Raw genomic sequence first — 17,315 nt, 5'->3', positions numbered from 1 at the left:
CGCAGGCGGCGTCGCGGTGATCCGCGTCGGCGGCGCGACCGAGGTCGAGGTGAAGGAGCGCAAGGATCGCGTTGATGACGCGATGCATGCGACCCGCGCCGCGGTCGAAGAAGGTATCGTCCCGGGCGGCGGCGTCGCCCTGCTCCGTGCCTCCGAGCAGCTCAAGGGTCTGCGCACCAAGAACGACGACCAGAAGACCGGCGTCGAGATCGTGCGCAAGGCGCTCTCCGCGCCCGCCCGCCAGATCGCGATCAACGCCGGTGAAGATGGCTCCGTGATCGTCGGCAAGGTCCTCGAGAACAAGTCGTACGCCTACGGCTTCGACTCGCAGACGGGCGAGTATGGCAACCTGGTCAGCAAGGGCATCATCGACCCGACCAAGGTGGTCCGCACCGCGATTCAGAACGCTGCATCCGTGGCGGCCCTGCTGATCACTACCGAGGCCATGGTCGCCGAGCTGCCGAAGAAGAACACCGGCGCGCCCGCGATGCCTCCGGGCGGCGGCATGGGCGGCATGGGCGGCATGGACTTCTGATCCAACTCTCTTAAAAATGCGATCCCCGGCAGAAAAATGCCGGGGGTCATTTTTTGCTCGTGGCTTTTTCAGTTCGTTGTTCTGATCTCGCGCTATGCGCTCCCGCTATTTGCACTGGCGACCTTAACGAACTCACTCGTCAACCGCACTCAATCCACAAGCCGCCTGGATGCATAGGTGTATTCGAGTGCCAGCCGGCGCGCGTATCGCGTGAGATTGGCGGCCGCTATGCCCGCCGTCGAAATTTTCATAGCACTAATGGGGCTGGCGAGCGCAGCAAGCCTGGCCGCTGCCTTGCGGCCGTGGGCCGGATGCACGCGGTCGTCCTTGTTGGAAGTGAGAATGAACGGGACCGGGTAGGTCTTGCCCAGGACAAGCTTCTGACAGGGTGAGTAGGTCTCGATCCAGCCGTGCTGCTCGGGATGGCGGGATCGCCGTATTCGCCGACGTAGGAGGAGCCTGCGCCGACTTGGTGAACCGAAACATGTCGAACAGCGCCACCTGCACGATCGCTGCGATGAAGCGGTCCTGGCGCTAAGTAATCGCGGTGCCCACCAGCAGACCTCCCTGGCTGCCGCCGACCACGCCCATCGGCGCGGAGAGGTGACTTTCCGACGGATTAGGTCCTCCGCAAAGGCGATGAAATCATCCCAGGCCCGCTGCTTCGTTGCCGCTTGGGCCGCCTCGTGCCATCGCGGCCCAAACTGGCCGCCGCCCCGCAGGTTCGCGACGACATATGCACTGCCCTGCTCGGGCCAGAGCCGGCCCGTCGCTCCGGCAAAGGATCGCAGGAGGGTGGCGAGGACTCCGCCATAACCATTGAGAAGAGTTCGGATCTCCGCTCCGAACCTCGCGTTCTTCGGACGTACCAGAAAGTAGGTGCGGGTCCTGGCCGCGCTAGCTGTCAAGCCTGGTACGCGCCCAGATGCCGCGCATGTGATTCTTGTCCTGATATTGCTGCGATCCCCCCGTTCCAACGAAACATACGAAATCCGGTCTTTGGCCTGAAGCATGCTGAGCGCCTCCTCAAAGAAGCGGCGATTGCAGGGATCTGATTGGAGCACGCCGAGCGTCTTGTCATTCTCGGCGCGGGCCCAAGCCAGTGCGCGCGGCTCTTCGATTTCCTGGAGCCAAAGGAAGAGCCGCAGGGGCCGACTTCTGGAGAACCGCCGTGGAGGACAGACACGTCAGCGAGAGCAACACGGCGGCAAGGAGCGAGTGTTTCATGGGAGTGATCCTGGACTGGGTGGGCCGCCCGGCTCGCGCGACCGAGCTGGGCCGGAAGCAGACAGAAGAGGTACATTCGGTCTCGACAGCGGACATCTGTGGGACCGTGCCCACCGGTCCAAACGAAGCAAGCAGGGTGCCGCCTGAAAATTGGAGCTCCTCCAGTCGCCCGGTCGCGCCCGTTGGCTCAAACCTGACAATGTGGTGTTAGCTTCAAGTATTGTGATGCGCTTTACGCTTCTCACCGATGGAACAGAGGTGCCCTGCGCTGGCGTTTCACAGATCGGTCCGTAATCGCGCTAGAAGCATTATGGCGCGCCTGGCTTGCAACGGCACGTGCTCAAGGAAGGCTCTCGCGCGGAGAATTTGCCGCGGCTTGGTGCAGCGAGCGCGAGCACATGTCAGCACGGCGCGTCATCATGCGGAGGGTCAGTGACGAGCCCGCCGAAACGGCAGGTCGTTCTCGCAATTCGCAGGCATTGCACGAAGTGACTCGCACTCCGCGGGATCGACCATAATTATTTGCAAGCGCAACGCACCCTTAGGCGCACATACCCAATCACCTGCGCAGGTTCCTTGGGTGAGAACAAGAACTGGCTTCACGGAATCAAGCACAGGCTCTCGGCTTTCGTCAAAACCGTCATGGCAACGTCTCTTGATTGTTCATTAAGAGCCGCCACCAATGGTAGTTCGCTACTCACCGACCTGCGAAATCGAGGCGGCGACCCAGGGAGAGGTTGGTCTTACCGGCTGGCAACGACGGCCGTGATTTCCCGAGTCTCTGGTGGTCCGATGCTGACAGGGTGCCAAGGTCAACAAGCGTGCATAATCAAAGGTCTCGAGCATGGCGCGATTCGCCTTTCGACACGCGCTTGATCTTGGCACCGCTGCGTTGGCGCACGAAACGACTTCGTTTGCGCCGGCTACCGCCGAAGGCAGGTGTTCGGCACCTGAATTAATTCGGCGGACCGCCAACCGTGCACAGTCTTACATACGAGTTTGTGACGTTAGATTCCCTTCGAAGCACTTGAGAACGGTTAGGGCACATGCTTGCATGCCATCGAGCAACTTGACTTCTTCGCGCCTGCTCCGTGGAGGAAGAAGAGAATATGCTGTGCAATGGCAGACGCCCGCCACTCCTAGTGTCCTTACTGTTGGCCGTTAGCGTCAGCACGATGGTCAAGGCCGAAGAGCCCTCACCGAAGTACGCTGAGGTGCTCAGTGCCTTGCAGACCGGCAATACTCCGAACGTCATACTGGACCTAAACCGCTGCACCACGCGCACCGCGGGACGGCGCGCAGTTCGTCTAGAAATTGGAATGAGGCTTGAGCCGTTCTTAGCTGCGTCGCAATGTGATAGGCATCCCATTGGGCACGCGCCGATGACAACTTCGGTCGGGCTACATTACCTGAGGAGCACTAGCGACCAGGATGCCCAGTTCGTTCGTGCTCACCGTGCGTGCGCACGTGGGGATCCCGGCGCTAAGGCCGTTCGCGCGGCTCCGCGTTCACTCCACTCCTCCCAATCTAGTGAAGCGCATGCCGCCTGAAGAACGGCTGTTTGGGAGGCGGTGACGTTGTCTCGAAATCCTGATCAGGCTGCCGTAATGACACTTTAGAACTCCTTCTCGGAGCCATTTTGGATAACGCCCATCGCGCTGTCATCAAGCGAAGCGAGAGGCGCTAGGGCGAACACATCTGTGCAACTGAGTTGGTGCACCTCCATAGGCAAGGCGCTGGGTAGCGCTGGTTCCGCAGCGAGGCCAAGCCCGAAGCCACGGGACGGCGTAGAGCAGCACTCGAAGAGGGGAACATGTGTGAAGACTGCCTACCGATCCTGCCTTATCCGATGACGCCGTCTCGCCGTTCGCTAATGCTGTTCACGGCTTCGGCGGCGGGCATCCTGCTGGGCGGTAGGATTGCCGGCGCCATGGAGGCAACAGCGCCGCCAAAACCGGACAACCTTCTCACGCCGGACGCTTCGCTGAAGCGACTAATGGAAAGCAATGCGCGCTACGTGCATGGCCTATCACGACTCGACGATTTCAGGCAGGAGCGCGAAGCTTTAATCAGCGGGCAAAATCCATATGCAGCGGTCCTAACCTGCGCCGATTCACGTATTGCACCCGAACATGTTTTCAATAGCGGACTTGGCGATCTGTTCGTCTGCCGTGTCGCTGGTAATTTCGCCAACGATGAAATGCTAGCCAGCATTGAATATGCGGTGGCCGTGCTAAAAACCCCGGTGGTCATGGTACTTGGCCACGATCGCTGCGGCGCCGTCGGTGCTACGATCGAGTCTTTAAGAGAGGGCAAGTCTTTGCCTGGGCACATTCCATCTCTCGCCGCCGCACTTGCGCCCGCGGTAAAAGCGTCTTCCCAGGAAAGCGGGGATGCACTCGCAAATGCGATCCGACAAAATGTAATCGACAATGTCAATAAGCTCAAATCGGCAGCTCCGATTCTAAATATAGCAATTGAGCAGAATAGGCTGAAAGTCGTCGGGGGTCTTTATCGGCTCGACACCGGCCGAGTCGAATTGGTGAGCTGACCGTCATCAGAGCCCTATTCTGAGCAGTGCCGTTTGAAGCGACAACGTTGAAAGGTTGTTGTCTCTGCCGCCTAGTCGACCAGATCCTGGTGATCGGAGGGACGGATCTTACGCAGCGGGCCGGCGCGCGCCTTCACGTGCAGGCCCCACCGGTGGGACAGAATGGATAGTACGTTACGCACGGACCTGGCTACTTCCGGGGAGCCAAAAGCTTGGAGATCTTTCTGCGATCATTTCGTTGAAAGGACTTGAATCGCACGTAACGTCACATTGTACAATCTTGAAATGAAATCGCGACCTCTAACAAACAAATGTAACCTACTCCTAGCGTGTGGGGTGATGGCATAACGATCTTATCCTATTTCGAATTTGCGGCGAACGCTCGCCGCAAATGAGCCGGCGGCAACTCTCCCTTGCCGACGGTCGGTGCGATGTGTAGCAGCGTCGCTCCTCCCAGACTGACTTCGCCCGGCTTCCAAAATGAGGCCGGGCCTTTTTTTGCATGCAAGCCATCATACGATCGCGGTCAACGATTCCACGATGGGCTGGTTGCAGAAGAACTCGTCCCGCCATGTCGGCTATGGAAACCACCCACCGTCTTCCCATCCAATCGCCGGCTCTGATCTCGAGCAAAGAACGCTTGCTCCTTTGCAGGTGAACGCCATGAATAGCTTGATTCTTACGCAGCGTCAGGTTGTAGGATCGCAGAGCGGACTGACGTTCAAGCTGACCGCGCATGCCTTCGACGACGCATAACGGTCCTAGCCGGACCGGCTGCCGAGCTGCATGCCCCACGAATGCCCCCCTCAAATGACGCCTCGCTGTTGAACGCAGAAAACGAAAACGGGTGAGAATGATGTCATGGGGCGCGCAAGTATCGATAACGAGTGACTTAGGATCATTGCAAACATCCACTAAGCCCACAAACGCTGCCGGTAACGAGCCCCGATGATGCCGGCCGAGACGCGCAAGTTGCGCAACGCGCTCGAAGGTCAGTTACCTCAAAGAGGAGGAGCACCATTGTTGATCGAGACGGCGCGACATAATGCCATATCAAGAGCAACATGCAGTGTATTTGGTCAGGATCTCGAGCTATGCGCCGGCGCCAGCTGGGAGCATCAACGACGAGTAGTCGTGTGTGGCATGGACATCATCCTGCAACCGTCGAGTGCGGCTCGATCTCACAAAACCGCAACGTTTGTCCGATCATATATCAGCAAAGAACAGCGTGGGTAGCGACAACATGGAGATGGGATCATCTAGCGGATTAAGGTCGCGCTCGCACGCGCGACTCGCCAGTTGGCACGCTAAACACGTGTAGAGCAATGAACGCGCTCAAATCAATCATTAGCAAAGTTGCTACAGGTGCCACGCTGACCCGCGAGGAGACCGCAGCAGCCTTTGAAATCATGATGTCGGGCCAGGCGACATCCTCCCAGATTGGGGGATTACTAATGGGCATGCGGGTCCGTGGCGAAACCGTAGAAGAAGTCACCGGCGCAGCCTCGGCCATGAGGAGCAAAATGCTCCGGGTCAGCGCGCCCCCCGATCCTGTCGACATCGTTGGTACGGGCGGTGACGCTTTGGGCTCAGTCAACGTGTCGACGTGCGCCTCATTCATCGTCGCCGGCGCCGGCGTTCCTGTGGCCAAGCATGGCAACCGCGCCGTGTCCTCACTATCGGGTGCTGCTGACGTCTTGGCCCGGCTCGGCGTGAAGGTCGACCTCCCGCCTGTAAGCGTTGCTCGTTGTGTGCACGAAGCTGGCATCGGCTTCATGCTTGCGCCCATCCGTCATCGGGCTATGCACCACGTTGCCCGGATCCGAGCGGCACTTGGGACCCGCACGATCTTCAATCTAGTCGGCCCGCTCGCAAATCCAGCCGGAGTCAAGCGGCAGATCGTCGGAGTGTTTTCGCGTCGATGGGTGCAGCCCTTGGCCCAGGTGTTAAAGAACCTTGGTGCTGAGTCGGTGTGGGTGGTGCATGGCTCAGATGGACTCGATGAGATCACCCTCACCGGACCATCATTTGTTGCCGCGCTAGAGAGAGATGCGATCCGTACCTTCGAAGTCACCCCGGAAGACGCGGGCCTCGCCCGCTGCCACAACGAGGCGCTGAGGGGCGGCAACGCCGATGCAAATGCAATCGCGCTGCAAAGCGTGCTCGACGGCACGCCAAGTCCGTACCGCGATGTTGCTCTTCTCAACGCCGCCGCAGCAATGATCGTGGCAGGCCACGCAACCAGCTTGAGGGACGGCGTCGCCCTTGGGCAAGAATCGCTTAACAGCGGAGCGGCAGCTGCGCGATTGAAACACCTGATCACGATCTCCAATGCTTGACACGGCCGACGCGGGACATTTTGAACACCAACATGGAAGCCTACGAGCGCGAAGAGGTTGCAGGCGAAGCGCGATGTGCCTCTGCCACACGTCGAGAGGCTTACCGCGGTTGCGGGGTCACAGACGCAGCAGCCCCGCTTTTCCAACCGACGGAGCGGGATCCGCGAAAGGCCTCAGATCGCCAAGACCAGTGCGAAGCAGCCTGCCGAGACAATCAGCAAAGGCCGCGGCCGAAGCTTAGGTTCTCAATTTTGTGTGCGCGCAAGACGTCAATGGATAAGCAATGACGTCCCCGCGAACGGTAGAAGCGCTCGCATTTATGGCAAAGATAGAACACATTATTCCGAAATTTCGGGCGGTCATCGATACAGGCAGCTCCATCCTCCAAATCTGCGGGGTACGCTGCACACAACACTCGATAAGCATCTTCTCGCTGCAAAAAAAGCAGGTTGTCGACGATTCCGGAATCCACTAGGTGCTCTCATGCCGCTAGTGTTAACCTCGGACATTGCTGTTGAGGAGCATGCGCCGAGCCAGATGGAATTGCGGGAACGCGGCCTCATCTTAATCGGACCGCATCGACGCAGGCCCAGAGTGGGAGATGGTCGTTACCGCTCTCACAGCGCGGAAAGCCATTATGCTGCATCCAAGATCAGGGCGTTAACGGTCATGGCGAGGGTCACCAGCATGCCAACGATCCCATTGGTAAAATGAAACCGGCTTTGACTCGGTCCAGAACAACTACAGTCTCGAGGCGCTTTATATCTGGATTCTCATTTATCAAGCGTCGGGTGAAATGCTCGTACTCTTCCATATTATTTGCAGTCACCAACAAGATGAAATCAGCTTGGCCCGTGATGTAAAATCCGCTCATCACCTCCGTCATAGTGCGGATCCCCCGCTTAAAACGATCAATGATGTCGGCGCGATCGCGCTCAAAGAAAATGAGGACCAGCATAGTCACGTTTCGGCCGATCGCCCTTGGCGAAATGATTGAGACGTCTGATTCTATCACGCCCTCTTTTCGTAGGCGCTTTAGTCGGCGCTGAACTCCAGATGCAGATAGGGCAACTCTTGCGCCGAGTTCTTCACTGCTTAGGCGATTGTTGCGTTGAACGAGATCAAGAATACGAGCATCGATTTTGTCGATTTCCATGGCTGCATTGCGGACTCTCGAGCGCGATCGCCTCCTCCAAGCATGCGAAGTAGTCCCATTGAGCGTCCCGGTCATCTCTAAAATCCTCCCTAGCACCTCTACGAATGTACGTCTTCAGACGACAATGCGCGCACTGACGAGTTGAAGGCTCAAACCTTATTGGGGACAGCCAACCACCGGTTCTGGTCTTGTGCGCGCCCGGTCGGCTTGCGTCGCCTCCCCTCATTCCAATAAGCCGCTAAAGCTCTTTACCTCACGCGCTGTTTGTGGCGGTGAATTTGTCGGTACCGCACCTCTCTTGACGCCTGGCAGCTGATTGAACCTAGTTCTTTCGGGAGCGGACATGTGGGCGGGTTAGCGTCACCAATGGAGCCATCGGATTGACCTCGCGGGCGAGCTAGTGGGAGTGAATTTCCTTCAGCTATGTCACGTCGCGCCCGTGGCGGCGCGCAGGCCACACTGGCAGTTCTCGAAATCAATTAACGACAGGCAGGGCGGCTTCCCGCCTGCGTCCCCTAGTGTGATGATCGATCACTGGACGCAATAGATCAGGAAGCAGCGCGCCCGGCATCGTCGCGCTCGCACCAGCATCGAGATCTGGCATCATTGTAATGGCTTCCTCTCCGTCGAAGGGGCCGAGGATTGCCTCTCCTCCGGCGTCAGTCAACGTCCGCGGCTTCGCCGCGGCAAACGGCACCTCGACATTGAAATAGCTAAAGCGCGGCATCTCCCGGGCAAGGCGCACCAGAAACGACATTGTTAACGTCACGTCACTGAGCAGCGCATTCAGGACCAGGATCGAAATCTTGGCCGCATCTGCGATACGGCCGAGACGATCGAGCATCGAGGGCGCGTCCGCGTTGAGGCTCACGCCGTGGTAGGGCGGCATCAGCATCCACGCGCCGCCGCATAGCGGGCGCGCTCGATTGCAAATTGCGTCCTGAACTGTTTGCATGTGATCATGACCGCCTTGCGACTACCCACATGAGCCAGGCACAAATCAACCAACAATCGCACTCCTGCTCGGTTAACAGGAACTGCTCGGAACGATGAGCCAGAATGCAGATCCATCGACGCGCTCGTCGATCATGCATCGCGGCGCTCCCCCTCAATGGCAAGAACTCTGGTTTCCGTGAAAGCCGATGCGACTGGGACAGGCGTATTTCCTTGCATTTGGCATGAGCAGGCTTCCAACAAGCAGATGTTCTTGACGGGCAGATGTCTCTGGGCTCGCTCAGATCATCAAGAACATTGGATGCCTCGAACTGACAATAGGAGCCGAGAATGGTCCTCCCAGTGTTCGCCGTCTGCAACCCAAAGGCCGAAGGGATCATCGGACGTCCAGCCATCTGCTGAGAAGACTTCGTAGTTATTCTTCCAGAGGGTCCACCAAGAACTAAAGGCTGCGTCGGTGTAGCTCATGCCATAACCCGCTTCACTTTTCTCTTCCGATGAAGGGCGTGAGCAATCCCACGAGATCATTCCGGCTCTGCGGCAGCCTTTGCCGATGAGATCGGAGCGATAGAACTTTGTCCTCGCGGTCATCCGTGGATACCCGGCGTTTTTCGCTCAGCATGGAGATGACTGGAACTGTCCTGCTTCGACCTTATGAGGCGCGGCCCTGACCCGATGGTGATTATTCCACATGAGGTCGCATTGGTCGCTGGCCCCGAAATCAGGATCTGGGTAATATTGGGAAAATATCTCTGTAAGAGACAACCCCGTCTAATTCAGCTGCCAACTCAGACTTGTCGTTTCTCGCGTATCGCGACGTGAACGGAATGATTCACCTAACATATGCTGGGCGGTGTCTTCCGCTTATACAGCTTTCGAGAAGCAGACGGCGCTAAAGGCTCCGCAGGAAGGAAAACGCTAGCGAGCTTTTGTCTCAATCCCATAGGCTCCTCCCGCGGCCAAAGCCTGCTTGTGAGTGAAGCTTTTTCTTGTGCAACTGAGAGAAGGACACGACGCCCTGTTATAGAGATCTTCAAATTGCCGGTCGTCTCAAGAATTCGAGTGCGCTGGCGCCCCCCCCCGGTGTCAGTCCCGTATACATCCTTGTCCACTGGACTCCGGCTGGACACTTTCAGAATGAAGCTGAGGCATCGCCGATGGTCAGGCGCATCAGGGACAAGCGCTCAAAAGCCGCAGTGCGTGGCTGGACAAGCCGGTGCGCGAAACGCCCCTCTTGGTTTCAATCGGACGAGGCCTGTCGATCGGTTATCGGAGGAACGAGACCGCCGGCACGTGGGTGTTTCGCAAAGCCGACGCCATCGCGACTGTACGCCCCCGACACTCGGACCCAACTGTCGACTACAGCGTGGAGTGCAACCGATCTAAGCGCGTGTCCATTACGGGACCCCGATGCAAAACCCACTGTCGACCTCCAAGGTCGCACCGTTCCGTTGTATCTGAATCATGACCGATCCGGGGAGAACAACCCGCAGTAACCGATGCTAAGCCGAACACCGTCGTGCCAGCAACGATTGGTATTATCGAAATAGTCATTGCCGAAAGAATCACACGAATTGTAACCGGCAGGCCCTCGCCGATGTCTTCGATCTGCGACAGACTGCACGCCCTGGCGCCACCCGCTTGATCGCATCGGCTGGACAGCCTGCGAACACCCCAATATCGTGGCTAGCCACGATATCGATGATCTCTTCGCTCATGCCGGCGTCACAGTTTCTGCTTGAAGGTATCAACTGCGGCCCGGGTCACCCGAAAAACGCCACGACCACGGGACAGTGGGCGATAGGCAGAGCCGGCTCGGGTCTTGAGAACATCAAACCATTGGTCGGGCGTGAGCCTCGCCGGGCGCTCGCTGATCTGGATCACCCTGCCATTCGGGGCGAAGCGGACGTGAATGATGATCTGCGGATTCATATCGTTCCCGTTTTTTTTCCAGGTTTAGAGACCGGTGGGCTGCTCGATTGTGGCGTGTTCAGTTTCGGCCCGCTTTGGGGTGGACCTCGCGCAGCGACTTAAACTTCGCACCTGCATTGGTGCCGGGTGGCCCGTTCGGGTTGGCGGCGATAATCGCCCGTGTGTTAGGCCTCATGCGTTCTTCGGCATTGTCTTGAGGCACGTTTCGGACCAACATTCGGTGTCGGCAAACTTCCCCGTGTGTCCGCCAGATCGACGGCATGCACGGTCTGAGAAACGAATAGGAAGAGGCGATTACCTCTTCCTCTCGCTCGATACCGAGCGCCTTCAGGCCAGGCAGGAGCCCAATCGTGCGTTTGGAACCGCAACGCTATGCTTGCGGCCAACATAGATCGCGAAAGCTCGTTTGAGCATCTCAGTCGTCGACCGACTGGAAATTCGCTGCGAACACAATAGCGCTTCGACAGCCGAGAGTCGGCAACAACGATATCAGGATGCGAGAGCGGAATTGCATTCACCGCCTGCGCGTCATCGGGGCGATTCTCTGCGGGTCCAGTGCCGATCACCGCCCAACATGCCTTCTAGCCAGCACCAATCCAGTCGCTCGCGCCTGGTCGGCCGTAATCTGCATGCAGTGGTCTGATCCATCGATTAGATGCAGGTCAAACTGCGGAAGACGCCGGAATGGCTGCTGCGCCACATCCGACGCATCACATCGAACCAAGGTGAGCTGCGGAAAGCAGCGCCTTAGGTCAGCAACGGCGCTAGTGTCTGTGTTAGCTGTCTCAAGCAGGCGTTCGATTTCGATCAATTGTTCTGTGGCGAGCGCCATTGTGACTCCTTATGATTGTTGCCAATGAGCATCACTGCCAGAACGGCCGCTCGGGATCCGTGTTCAATTCGTCGATCGCCGACGCAAGCCGGTGGAAAATGCTGTAGAATTTCCAGCTTCCTCGCGCATGATTCTTGAAGAACAGTTTCCAGATCCCGCTCACGGCATCGTAATGAAACAGCGCGACATCGATCTGACCGCCATCGTTGTCAATATTGCGCGAGCAGCAGGGACTCTCAATGAGATAGCCAGCCTTTACCGGCGTCACACTCGGCGAGTGCTTGCGGAAGATCAAAGCACGTTCGATCCGCTTGCGATCTAGCTCGTTCGGATGCGGGATCAGCCCGACCGGTACCTCTCTCGACACTCTCATTGCGAGAACATCCCCTCAAAGGAGTGTGACCTCTTCTTCAAGACAACCAACGACCAGCCGCTCACCAAAATCTACAAGATAAATCGGCACGCTTGCTTCGGTATGCATCGCGACCCGGACGATCTCGCCGATGGCACCGGCGCCGACCAGGATCCCATCAGGCGGCGCGGTGGCAACTGACTCGTCATTGATGAGATTGGCTGCCGTTTTCACGCGCTGGCCCGATCGATATTTTGGAATGCGCGGCTCTGTCATGACACAGCCACTTCCGGCAATGGCAGATCATCTACCCCCTCGTCGACCGGTCCGACCTCTTTGCGCCTCACGCCGACGCGGTAGCCACTTTCAAGAAGTTCGACACCGCAGATATAGAATTTCTGCAGGAACGTACCGATGGAAACGACGTAACCCAGGTCGCCCTTCTTGGCCAGAATGTCGCCGATCTCCTTGCCGCAAAGGGTGCCGTCATTGCGGATGGTACTGCTGGCCCTCACCTTTTCGCCAAAGCTGAACGCGGGCCGCCCGCTTAGCTGGACCACATCACTGTCGGAAACGATCATGTTCATGCACCGCCCCCTGGCGAACCTGCAGGGCGCACGGAGACGCGAGCAGAGGTGCTCTTCCGCAGCATATTGTCCTTGTCTGCGATGGGACATGCCGACTCGTCATCCGCGATGCGACTCGCCACTTCGTAGCGGGCACGCCGTTCAGCTTCGCGGTTCAGAGCGGTTACCAAATGAGGTGAAGGTCGCTGCGCGTACTCGAGGTGCACGGAGGTATCGGGATCGTTCACCGTGGCAAGCAGCCCCATACGTCGGGCCACCATGCGGCGAAACTGAATGGCCTCATCATTCATCAGCCAGCCAAGCCGACGCGGCCCGATGCGCTGCGTCCCGACCCGACAGACGCGATAAAATGCAGAGCTTTGCCACCTCCGGCGTCTTAGCCCAGCGAGTCTGTAGACGTCTAAGCGGTAGAGCTCGATCGGAACAGAGGCCAACGTCTCTGCTTCGAGCAGATGTTTTCGGCCACTCCCTCCAGATGATAGAAGAGCCCGGTCTGCCGTTGCTGATCCTCGGCCTCGGGTAGCAGACCTTCGTCGAGCCGCGTCTGTGCGACCAATGCTCCCTTGCTGCCTGATAGTGGAATGACTGGGTCCAGGTTCATGGGCAGCTTTGCTCCTCTGACAGGTGGCCCCTTCGACATTGCAACGCGATGCACCTGGCTCGGCGAAGAATAGGCCCGTCTGCACAGCGGCGTGGCTCAAATCGATGACAGCGCTGCTTAGTGGGCACTCGACATCGATGCGCAACTTTGGACTGTTGCGCTTCGTTAGTTTCTTGCGGGGTCCGGGGCGCCGCGTACGCACCGATGTCGGCGATCGATCCCGAGTAATCCGTGGGCATGACAGGAAATTGCAAGTCGACGCCTGCGGCGCCGTCAATGCACACGGCGATACTCGCGACTTTGGAGTGACGGAGCTCGGCATGAAGTTCACGAGCACCCCCCTTTGAGGCAGGCGCGTGGTAAACGCGACACTGATGTATCCATGACGTTGGTGTTTTCAACTGGACAGACAGCGACACACTGCGGCTCGTCAAAGTAGACGATGCGTTCGGTGCATTTCTGGGATTCAATTGCGAAGCTTCCAGCCTTCTCCGACGTTGCAACATTCGGGTATAAGGGTTCACAATCCGAGGAACGCGTCCACTGCGAGGCGACGATCTTGAAGGGCATAGATACGACCTCTTACGCGACCGAGATCAGCGGTTCTTGCGGGATCGCGGCGTCGCCGCGCTTGGCCTTTGAGCCCGAATGCTGTGCCGTACTCGGGCACGGAGATCTATGGCATGATAAGTCGTTTTCGGATTGGCCAAGGCATCGCCGGGGCCGACGATACCGAGCACAGTCAGCTGCGGAATTCTGGTGGCTACCGCGAGCAGCTTTCCCGCCGCCTGCTCAGGAGTGAGCTTGTCACGACCAACACCGGGACGCGATTCTTTGGCGCAGTCGTACTTACGATTGCAGTAGTTGCATTGAAAATTGCACGCCGGCGCGACCGCGACATGGATGCGAGCGTCATGATGATGAGCTTCTTCGCTATAGCAGGGATGCGTCCTCACTTTGTCCCAGATTTCGGCCGGCAGATCGCCTGGGACAGCCTGTGACCCATAGCTCCCTTTGCCATTCTTCGAAGAGCTCCGGGAACCCTTATAATCGGCGCATCCCGCCGCTATCCTCAGCATCTTTGACATGTTTTCCGCGTCCGGCAACAGCATCCATATTCAATTCTCTACCAAGTGTGCCCATGGCGATCAGCCTGAGCGGCCACAGAACGAGAGTTAGCAACTCGCGTGCCATCTCGGATGGCGATGGCATTCCCGCCGTATGAACGAGTTAGCTAGACTTGGTCCGCACAGTTGTGCACGCGTCAGCGACAGTTCACACGTCGGAAATGCGACAGGCGTCGCAATTGTGACGGAGATGGCCGTTGGGTTCTCATTGAGCTCGCGTGAGATCTCCCAACACGCACCGGTCGCTTGCGATGCGACCTCTTCCTACTAGCGGACCGCGGCGAGAAGACCACTTTACGCCGCTACTTGGCGCTCAACATCTCTATCGCGTGCGGGCCATATCGCGACCAGTGTCAGGTGTTGCTCGACCAGAAAGCAGAGTTCGTTGCGTGAGAGTGCTTGCGGATCGACGATCGCGTGATGGACGTCAGCCGAGCGTTTGGTGATCTGCCGGGCATAAATAGCAAAAGCAGATCAGTGAAGAGACAGCCGAAGAAGAGGGAGGAACCTGCATCCGTTCCGCCTTTCCTTGATGAGGTCGGGAACTGGTGTCTGGATGCCGATTTCAGTCAGAACCTCAACATAATCCAGCGTCAGTAATTAGTGAACCGTCCCGGGTTTGCCGGAGGCCACTTGGTTTAAGTTATGCCGCCATGGCGGGGTGTTCCATCATGGCGTAGTAGCGTTGCTCGGCTTCGGCCGGCGGGATGTTGCCGATGGGCTCGAGGAGCCTTCGGTTGTTGAACCAGTCCACCCATTCCAGCGTCGCGAACTCGACGGCCTCGAAGCTGCGCCATGGTCCGCGCCGATGGATCACCTCCGCCTTGTAAAGTCCATTGATCGTTTCGGCGAGAGCATTGTCATAGGAGTCTCCGACGCTGCCGACGGAGGGCTCCACGCCGGCTTCGGCCAGGCGCTCGGTGTACTTAATGGATACGTATTGGCTGCCCCTATCGCTATGATGCACGAGCCCGCCACGATGGACCGGCCGTCGATCATGCAATGCCTGCTCCAGCGCATCGAGCACGAAGCCTGCATGCGCCGTGCGCGAGGCTCGCCAGCCCACGATCCTGCGGGCATAGGCTTCGATGACGAAGGCGACGTAGACGAAGCCGGTCCAGGTTGCGACATAGGTGAAGTCGGAGAGCCAGAGGACGTTCGGCCTCGGCGCCTTGAACTGGCGGTTGACGTGATCCAGCGGGCATGGCGCGGCCTTGTCGCTGATCGTGGTCTTGACGGGCTTGCCGCGGATGACCCCTTGTAGGCCCATGTCCCGCATCAGTCGCGTCACGGTACAACGGGCAACATCGAACCCTTCACGCTTGAGCTGCCGCCAGACCTTGCGCACGCCGTACACGCCGAAGTTCTGATAGAAGACGCGCCGGACCTCGATCTTCAGCGCAGCATCCTGCCGGGCGCGCGCCGACAGCCTGGCGGGATCTCGCCGCTTGGCCACATGGGAGTGATAGGTCGAGGGGGCGATCGGCAGCACCTTGCAGATCGGCTCGACCCCATGCGCCCCACGATGATCCTCGATAAAGGCGATCATGGCTTGGACCGGCGGTCGAGCTCCGCCATCGCAAAATAGGCGCTTGCCTTGCGCAGAATCTCATTGGCCTGCCGAAGCTCGCGGTTCTCTCGTTCGAGCGCCTTCAAGCTCTTGACCGGCAGCACGCTGCCGTGCGTGTTGCGCAGCACAGTAGGCCAATGGGGCCGCCGAGGCATGATCAACCTCTTGGCCTGCCGGATCGTAAATTGGATACCAGCAATCGACGTGGATGCCGGAGCGCGCGATACCTTCACCTCACGCCATCCGTCGCGTGTACCGGAGAGCCGTCCGCATCGCGCCGTCGTACCAAGAGTCGACTATCACAGGCCGTGGTAAGGATGCTAGATGATGATGCAGTGGTGTCGGCTCCACCCGCGCACGAACGCCTGGACCGTCAATGCCGTCACGGTGGAGCGATGTGTGTCGCTCTCGACATCCGAGACGTTGCCTTTGGCCTCGCGCGATAGTGCAACTTTGCTGGAGAAGGCAGAAGGCCTCCTGTGTCATTGGCATATCTGGTCCGATCAACTCGGCGAGGTCAGGTCCGAGATACGGAACAATGCTGAGCTCTCATCCTCACCCCAGATCAGTAGGAATCGCCTTCGCGTCGACTGCGTTGACAAATTTCAATTCGCGGGAGCGCGTTCATCGGTCCCCCTGTCTTCCCGCGCGTTTTGGCATTCATTGTGATCGGGAGCGGCGTGTCGCTCGCCATCTCAGGCAGATCGAGCATCCAGCTAATGGCCATTCTGATTCCAATCGCCCCGGAGCGTTTCATACTCGGATTCCGCGATCGGCTCTTCGAGATCTTTCTTGCGAAAGGCCCGCATCAAGAGAGCGGCGACTCAAGAGTTTCATGAGGCCAATTTTCTCGACCGCGATGCATACTTGTGTGGTTTAGCATGCTCCCGCGAGTTGCGCGCAGGTGAGCCACAATGTTTGCCAATACGGAGACGACCTGGTCGACCTCTGGAGGGTTGTCTCACGCGGCAGGGACAAGCGCAGCGCGCCGTGCAGGACATGCGATGGCGCGATTGAGCAGGATCCGCAGGCTGATCCGAGCGAAGCGGCAATGCCCGCACGATTTAGATGGTGGAAATTGCGTTTCTTTCGCCAAGCGATCTCGGAAGATCTCGGCGTTAAACTGAAGAACGTCACGCTCAACATGCTCGGTCGCACCAAGAAGGGTGATGATCGGCAAGGAGAACACCACCATCGTCAATGGCGCCGGCAAGAAGGCTGACATTGGGACGCGTGGCCCAGATCAGGCTCAGACCGAGGAGACCACCTCGGACGAACAGCACGCAAAAGCGCAGTGGTCGTTGCGTCCAACACTTGGCGACTCCGCAAGGAGCAAAGAAGTAGCACGAGGAAGCACGCTGACACTTTAAAATGAACTACTAGCTGATTCCAAGACTATGAACTTCACCACAGTTGCCGTTGTTCTTTGATGCCCGAGACGTCGCGGCCGTGTCCTCCTCACAACGATAGTTGTGATGCTCTCGCTCCGCCACGCTGGTGCCGAGGAACCACCTCCGTGATGGAATCCAGCCCCGGAGGCGCTCTTTTTACG

General features: G+C 58.3%; 14 protein-coding genes, 5 pseudogenes and 1 other annotated feature. Of the genes and pseudogenes, 5 read left to right on the top strand and 14 right to left on the bottom strand.

Translation table 11 applies throughout. From position 1 onward, the window contains the following. The coding region (locus IVB50_RS18690; RefSeq protein WP_276577031.1) for a TCP-1/cpn60 chaperonin family protein at nucleotides 1-535 on the top strand (535 nt) is incomplete at its 5' end. 149 nt (nucleotides 536-684) lie between these two features. Here the strand turns inward: IVB50_RS18690 and IVB50_RS18685 are convergent. After that, on the bottom strand, nucleotides 685-1,548 hold the full coding sequence (locus tag IVB50_RS18685; protein ID WP_247296888.1) for a prolyl oligopeptidase family serine peptidase: 864 nt from the start codon (nucleotides 1,546-1,548) through the stop codon (nucleotides 685-687). 2,027 nt (nucleotides 1,549-3,575) lie between these two features. Here IVB50_RS18685 and IVB50_RS18680 point away from each other — a divergent pair. The 3 genes from IVB50_RS18680 (at nucleotide 3,576) to trpD (ending at nucleotide 6,652) form a co-directional block, all read left to right on the top strand. Then, nucleotides 3,576-4,313, top strand: coding sequence for a carbonic anhydrase (locus tag IVB50_RS18680; RefSeq protein WP_247296885.1), 738 nt, complete (start codon nucleotides 3,576-3,578; stop codon nucleotides 4,311-4,313). Nucleotides 4,314-4,853: 540 nt separating this feature from the next. Beyond that, the gene (locus tag IVB50_RS18675; protein WP_247296884.1) at nucleotides 4,854-5,069 is read left to right on the top strand and encodes a hypothetical protein; all 216 of its coding nucleotides are present in this window, start codon (nucleotides 4,854-4,856) and stop codon (nucleotides 5,067-5,069) included. Between the two features lie 569 nt (nucleotides 5,070-5,638). Further along, on the top strand, nucleotides 5,639-6,652 hold the full coding sequence (gene trpD, locus IVB50_RS18670) for an anthranilate phosphoribosyltransferase (protein ID WP_247296883.1): 1,014 nt from the start codon (nucleotides 5,639-5,641) through the stop codon (nucleotides 6,650-6,652). A 679-nt stretch (nucleotides 6,653-7,331) separates the two neighbouring features. On the opposite strand, the gene IVB50_RS18665 is transcribed toward trpD, so the two are convergent. From IVB50_RS18665 to IVB50_RS18605, 13 genes and pseudogenes are all read right to left on the bottom strand, one after another. Next, nucleotides 7,332-7,808, bottom strand: coding sequence for an Lrp/AsnC family transcriptional regulator (locus IVB50_RS18665; RefSeq protein ID WP_247282150.1), 477 nt, complete (start codon nucleotides 7,806-7,808; stop codon nucleotides 7,332-7,334). Nucleotides 7,809-8,283: 475 nt separating this feature from the next. Continuing rightward, nucleotides 8,284-8,703: a hypothetical protein gene (locus IVB50_RS18660; RefSeq protein WP_247282151.1), complete on the bottom strand. Its 420-nt coding sequence runs from the start codon at nucleotides 8,701-8,703 to the stop codon at nucleotides 8,284-8,286. A gap of 1,784 nt (nucleotides 8,704-10,487) precedes the next feature. After that, entirely contained in the window at nucleotides 10,488-10,694 is a 207-nt protein-coding gene (locus IVB50_RS18655) for a hypothetical protein (RefSeq protein WP_018459463.1), read from the bottom strand. 562 nt (nucleotides 10,695-11,256) lie between these two features. After that, on the bottom strand, nucleotides 11,257-11,526 hold the full coding sequence (locus IVB50_RS18650) for a hypothetical protein (protein WP_247282153.1): 270 nt from the start codon (nucleotides 11,524-11,526) through the stop codon (nucleotides 11,257-11,259). Nucleotides 11,527-11,557: 31 nt separating this feature from the next. Continuing rightward, nucleotides 11,558-11,899, bottom strand: a complete 342-nt coding sequence (locus IVB50_RS18645) for a DUF3024 domain-containing protein (RefSeq protein WP_247296882.1) — start codon at nucleotides 11,897-11,899, stop codon at nucleotides 11,558-11,560. 15 nt (nucleotides 11,900-11,914) lie between these two features. Continuing rightward, nucleotides 11,915-12,154, bottom strand: a complete 240-nt coding sequence (locus tag IVB50_RS18640) for a nitrogen fixation protein NifZ (RefSeq protein ID WP_247282155.1) — start codon at nucleotides 12,152-12,154, stop codon at nucleotides 11,915-11,917. After that, nucleotides 12,151-12,465 carry a nitrogen fixation protein NifZ gene (locus IVB50_RS18635; protein ID WP_247282156.1) on the bottom strand — a complete coding sequence of 105 codons (315 nt, stop codon included), beginning with the start codon at nucleotides 12,463-12,465 and terminating at the stop codon, nucleotides 12,151-12,153. Before IVB50_RS18635 ends, IVB50_RS18640 begins: the two co-directional genes overlap by 4 nt. Then, nucleotides 12,462-12,755, bottom strand: coding sequence for a hypothetical protein (locus tag IVB50_RS18630; RefSeq protein ID WP_247296881.1), 294 nt, complete (start codon nucleotides 12,753-12,755; stop codon nucleotides 12,462-12,464). Before IVB50_RS18630 ends, IVB50_RS18635 begins: the two co-directional genes overlap by 4 nt. Before the next feature lie 638 nt (nucleotides 12,756-13,393). After that, complete coding sequence (locus IVB50_RS18625; protein WP_247282157.1) at nucleotides 13,394-13,636, bottom strand: ferredoxin; 243 nt, start codon at nucleotides 13,634-13,636, stop codon at nucleotides 13,394-13,396. A gap of 92 nt (nucleotides 13,637-13,728) precedes the next feature. Continuing rightward, nucleotides 13,729-14,178 (bottom strand): annotated as a pseudogene (locus tag IVB50_RS18620) (nitrogenase cofactor biosynthesis protein NifB); the annotation flags it as partial. Between the two features lie 658 nt (nucleotides 14,179-14,836). After that, nucleotides 14,837-15,855 (bottom strand): annotated as a pseudogene (locus tag IVB50_RS18615) (IS3 family transposase); the annotation flags it as partial. Further along, nucleotides 15,668-15,784: a sequence feature (AL1L pseudoknot), on the bottom strand. Its footprint overlaps the pseudogene before it by 117 nt. A 551-nt stretch (nucleotides 15,856-16,406) precedes the next feature. Then, nucleotides 16,407-16,600 (bottom strand): annotated as a pseudogene (nifT, locus tag IVB50_RS18610) (putative nitrogen fixation protein NifT); the annotation flags it as partial. Next, a pseudogene (locus tag IVB50_RS18605) lies at nucleotides 16,572-16,834 on the bottom strand (hypothetical protein); the annotation flags it as partial. The pseudogenes nifT and IVB50_RS18605, both read right to left, overlap by 29 nt. 22 nt (nucleotides 16,835-16,856) lie before the next feature. On the opposite strand from IVB50_RS18605, the pseudogene groEL reads away from it, so the two are divergent. After that, nucleotides 16,857-17,037 (top strand): annotated as a pseudogene (gene groEL, locus IVB50_RS18600) (chaperonin GroEL); the annotation flags it as partial. Nucleotides 17,038-17,315: the final 278 nt, after the last annotated feature.

Origin of the sequence: Bradyrhizobium sp. 87 (assembly GCF_023073015.1) — a bacterium.
Lineage (GTDB): Bacteria > Pseudomonadota > Alphaproteobacteria > Rhizobiales > Xanthobacteraceae > Bradyrhizobium > Bradyrhizobium canariense_D.
Note: the sequence above shows the minus strand (reverse complement) of the source record. Positions and strands in the feature narration are given on the sequence as shown.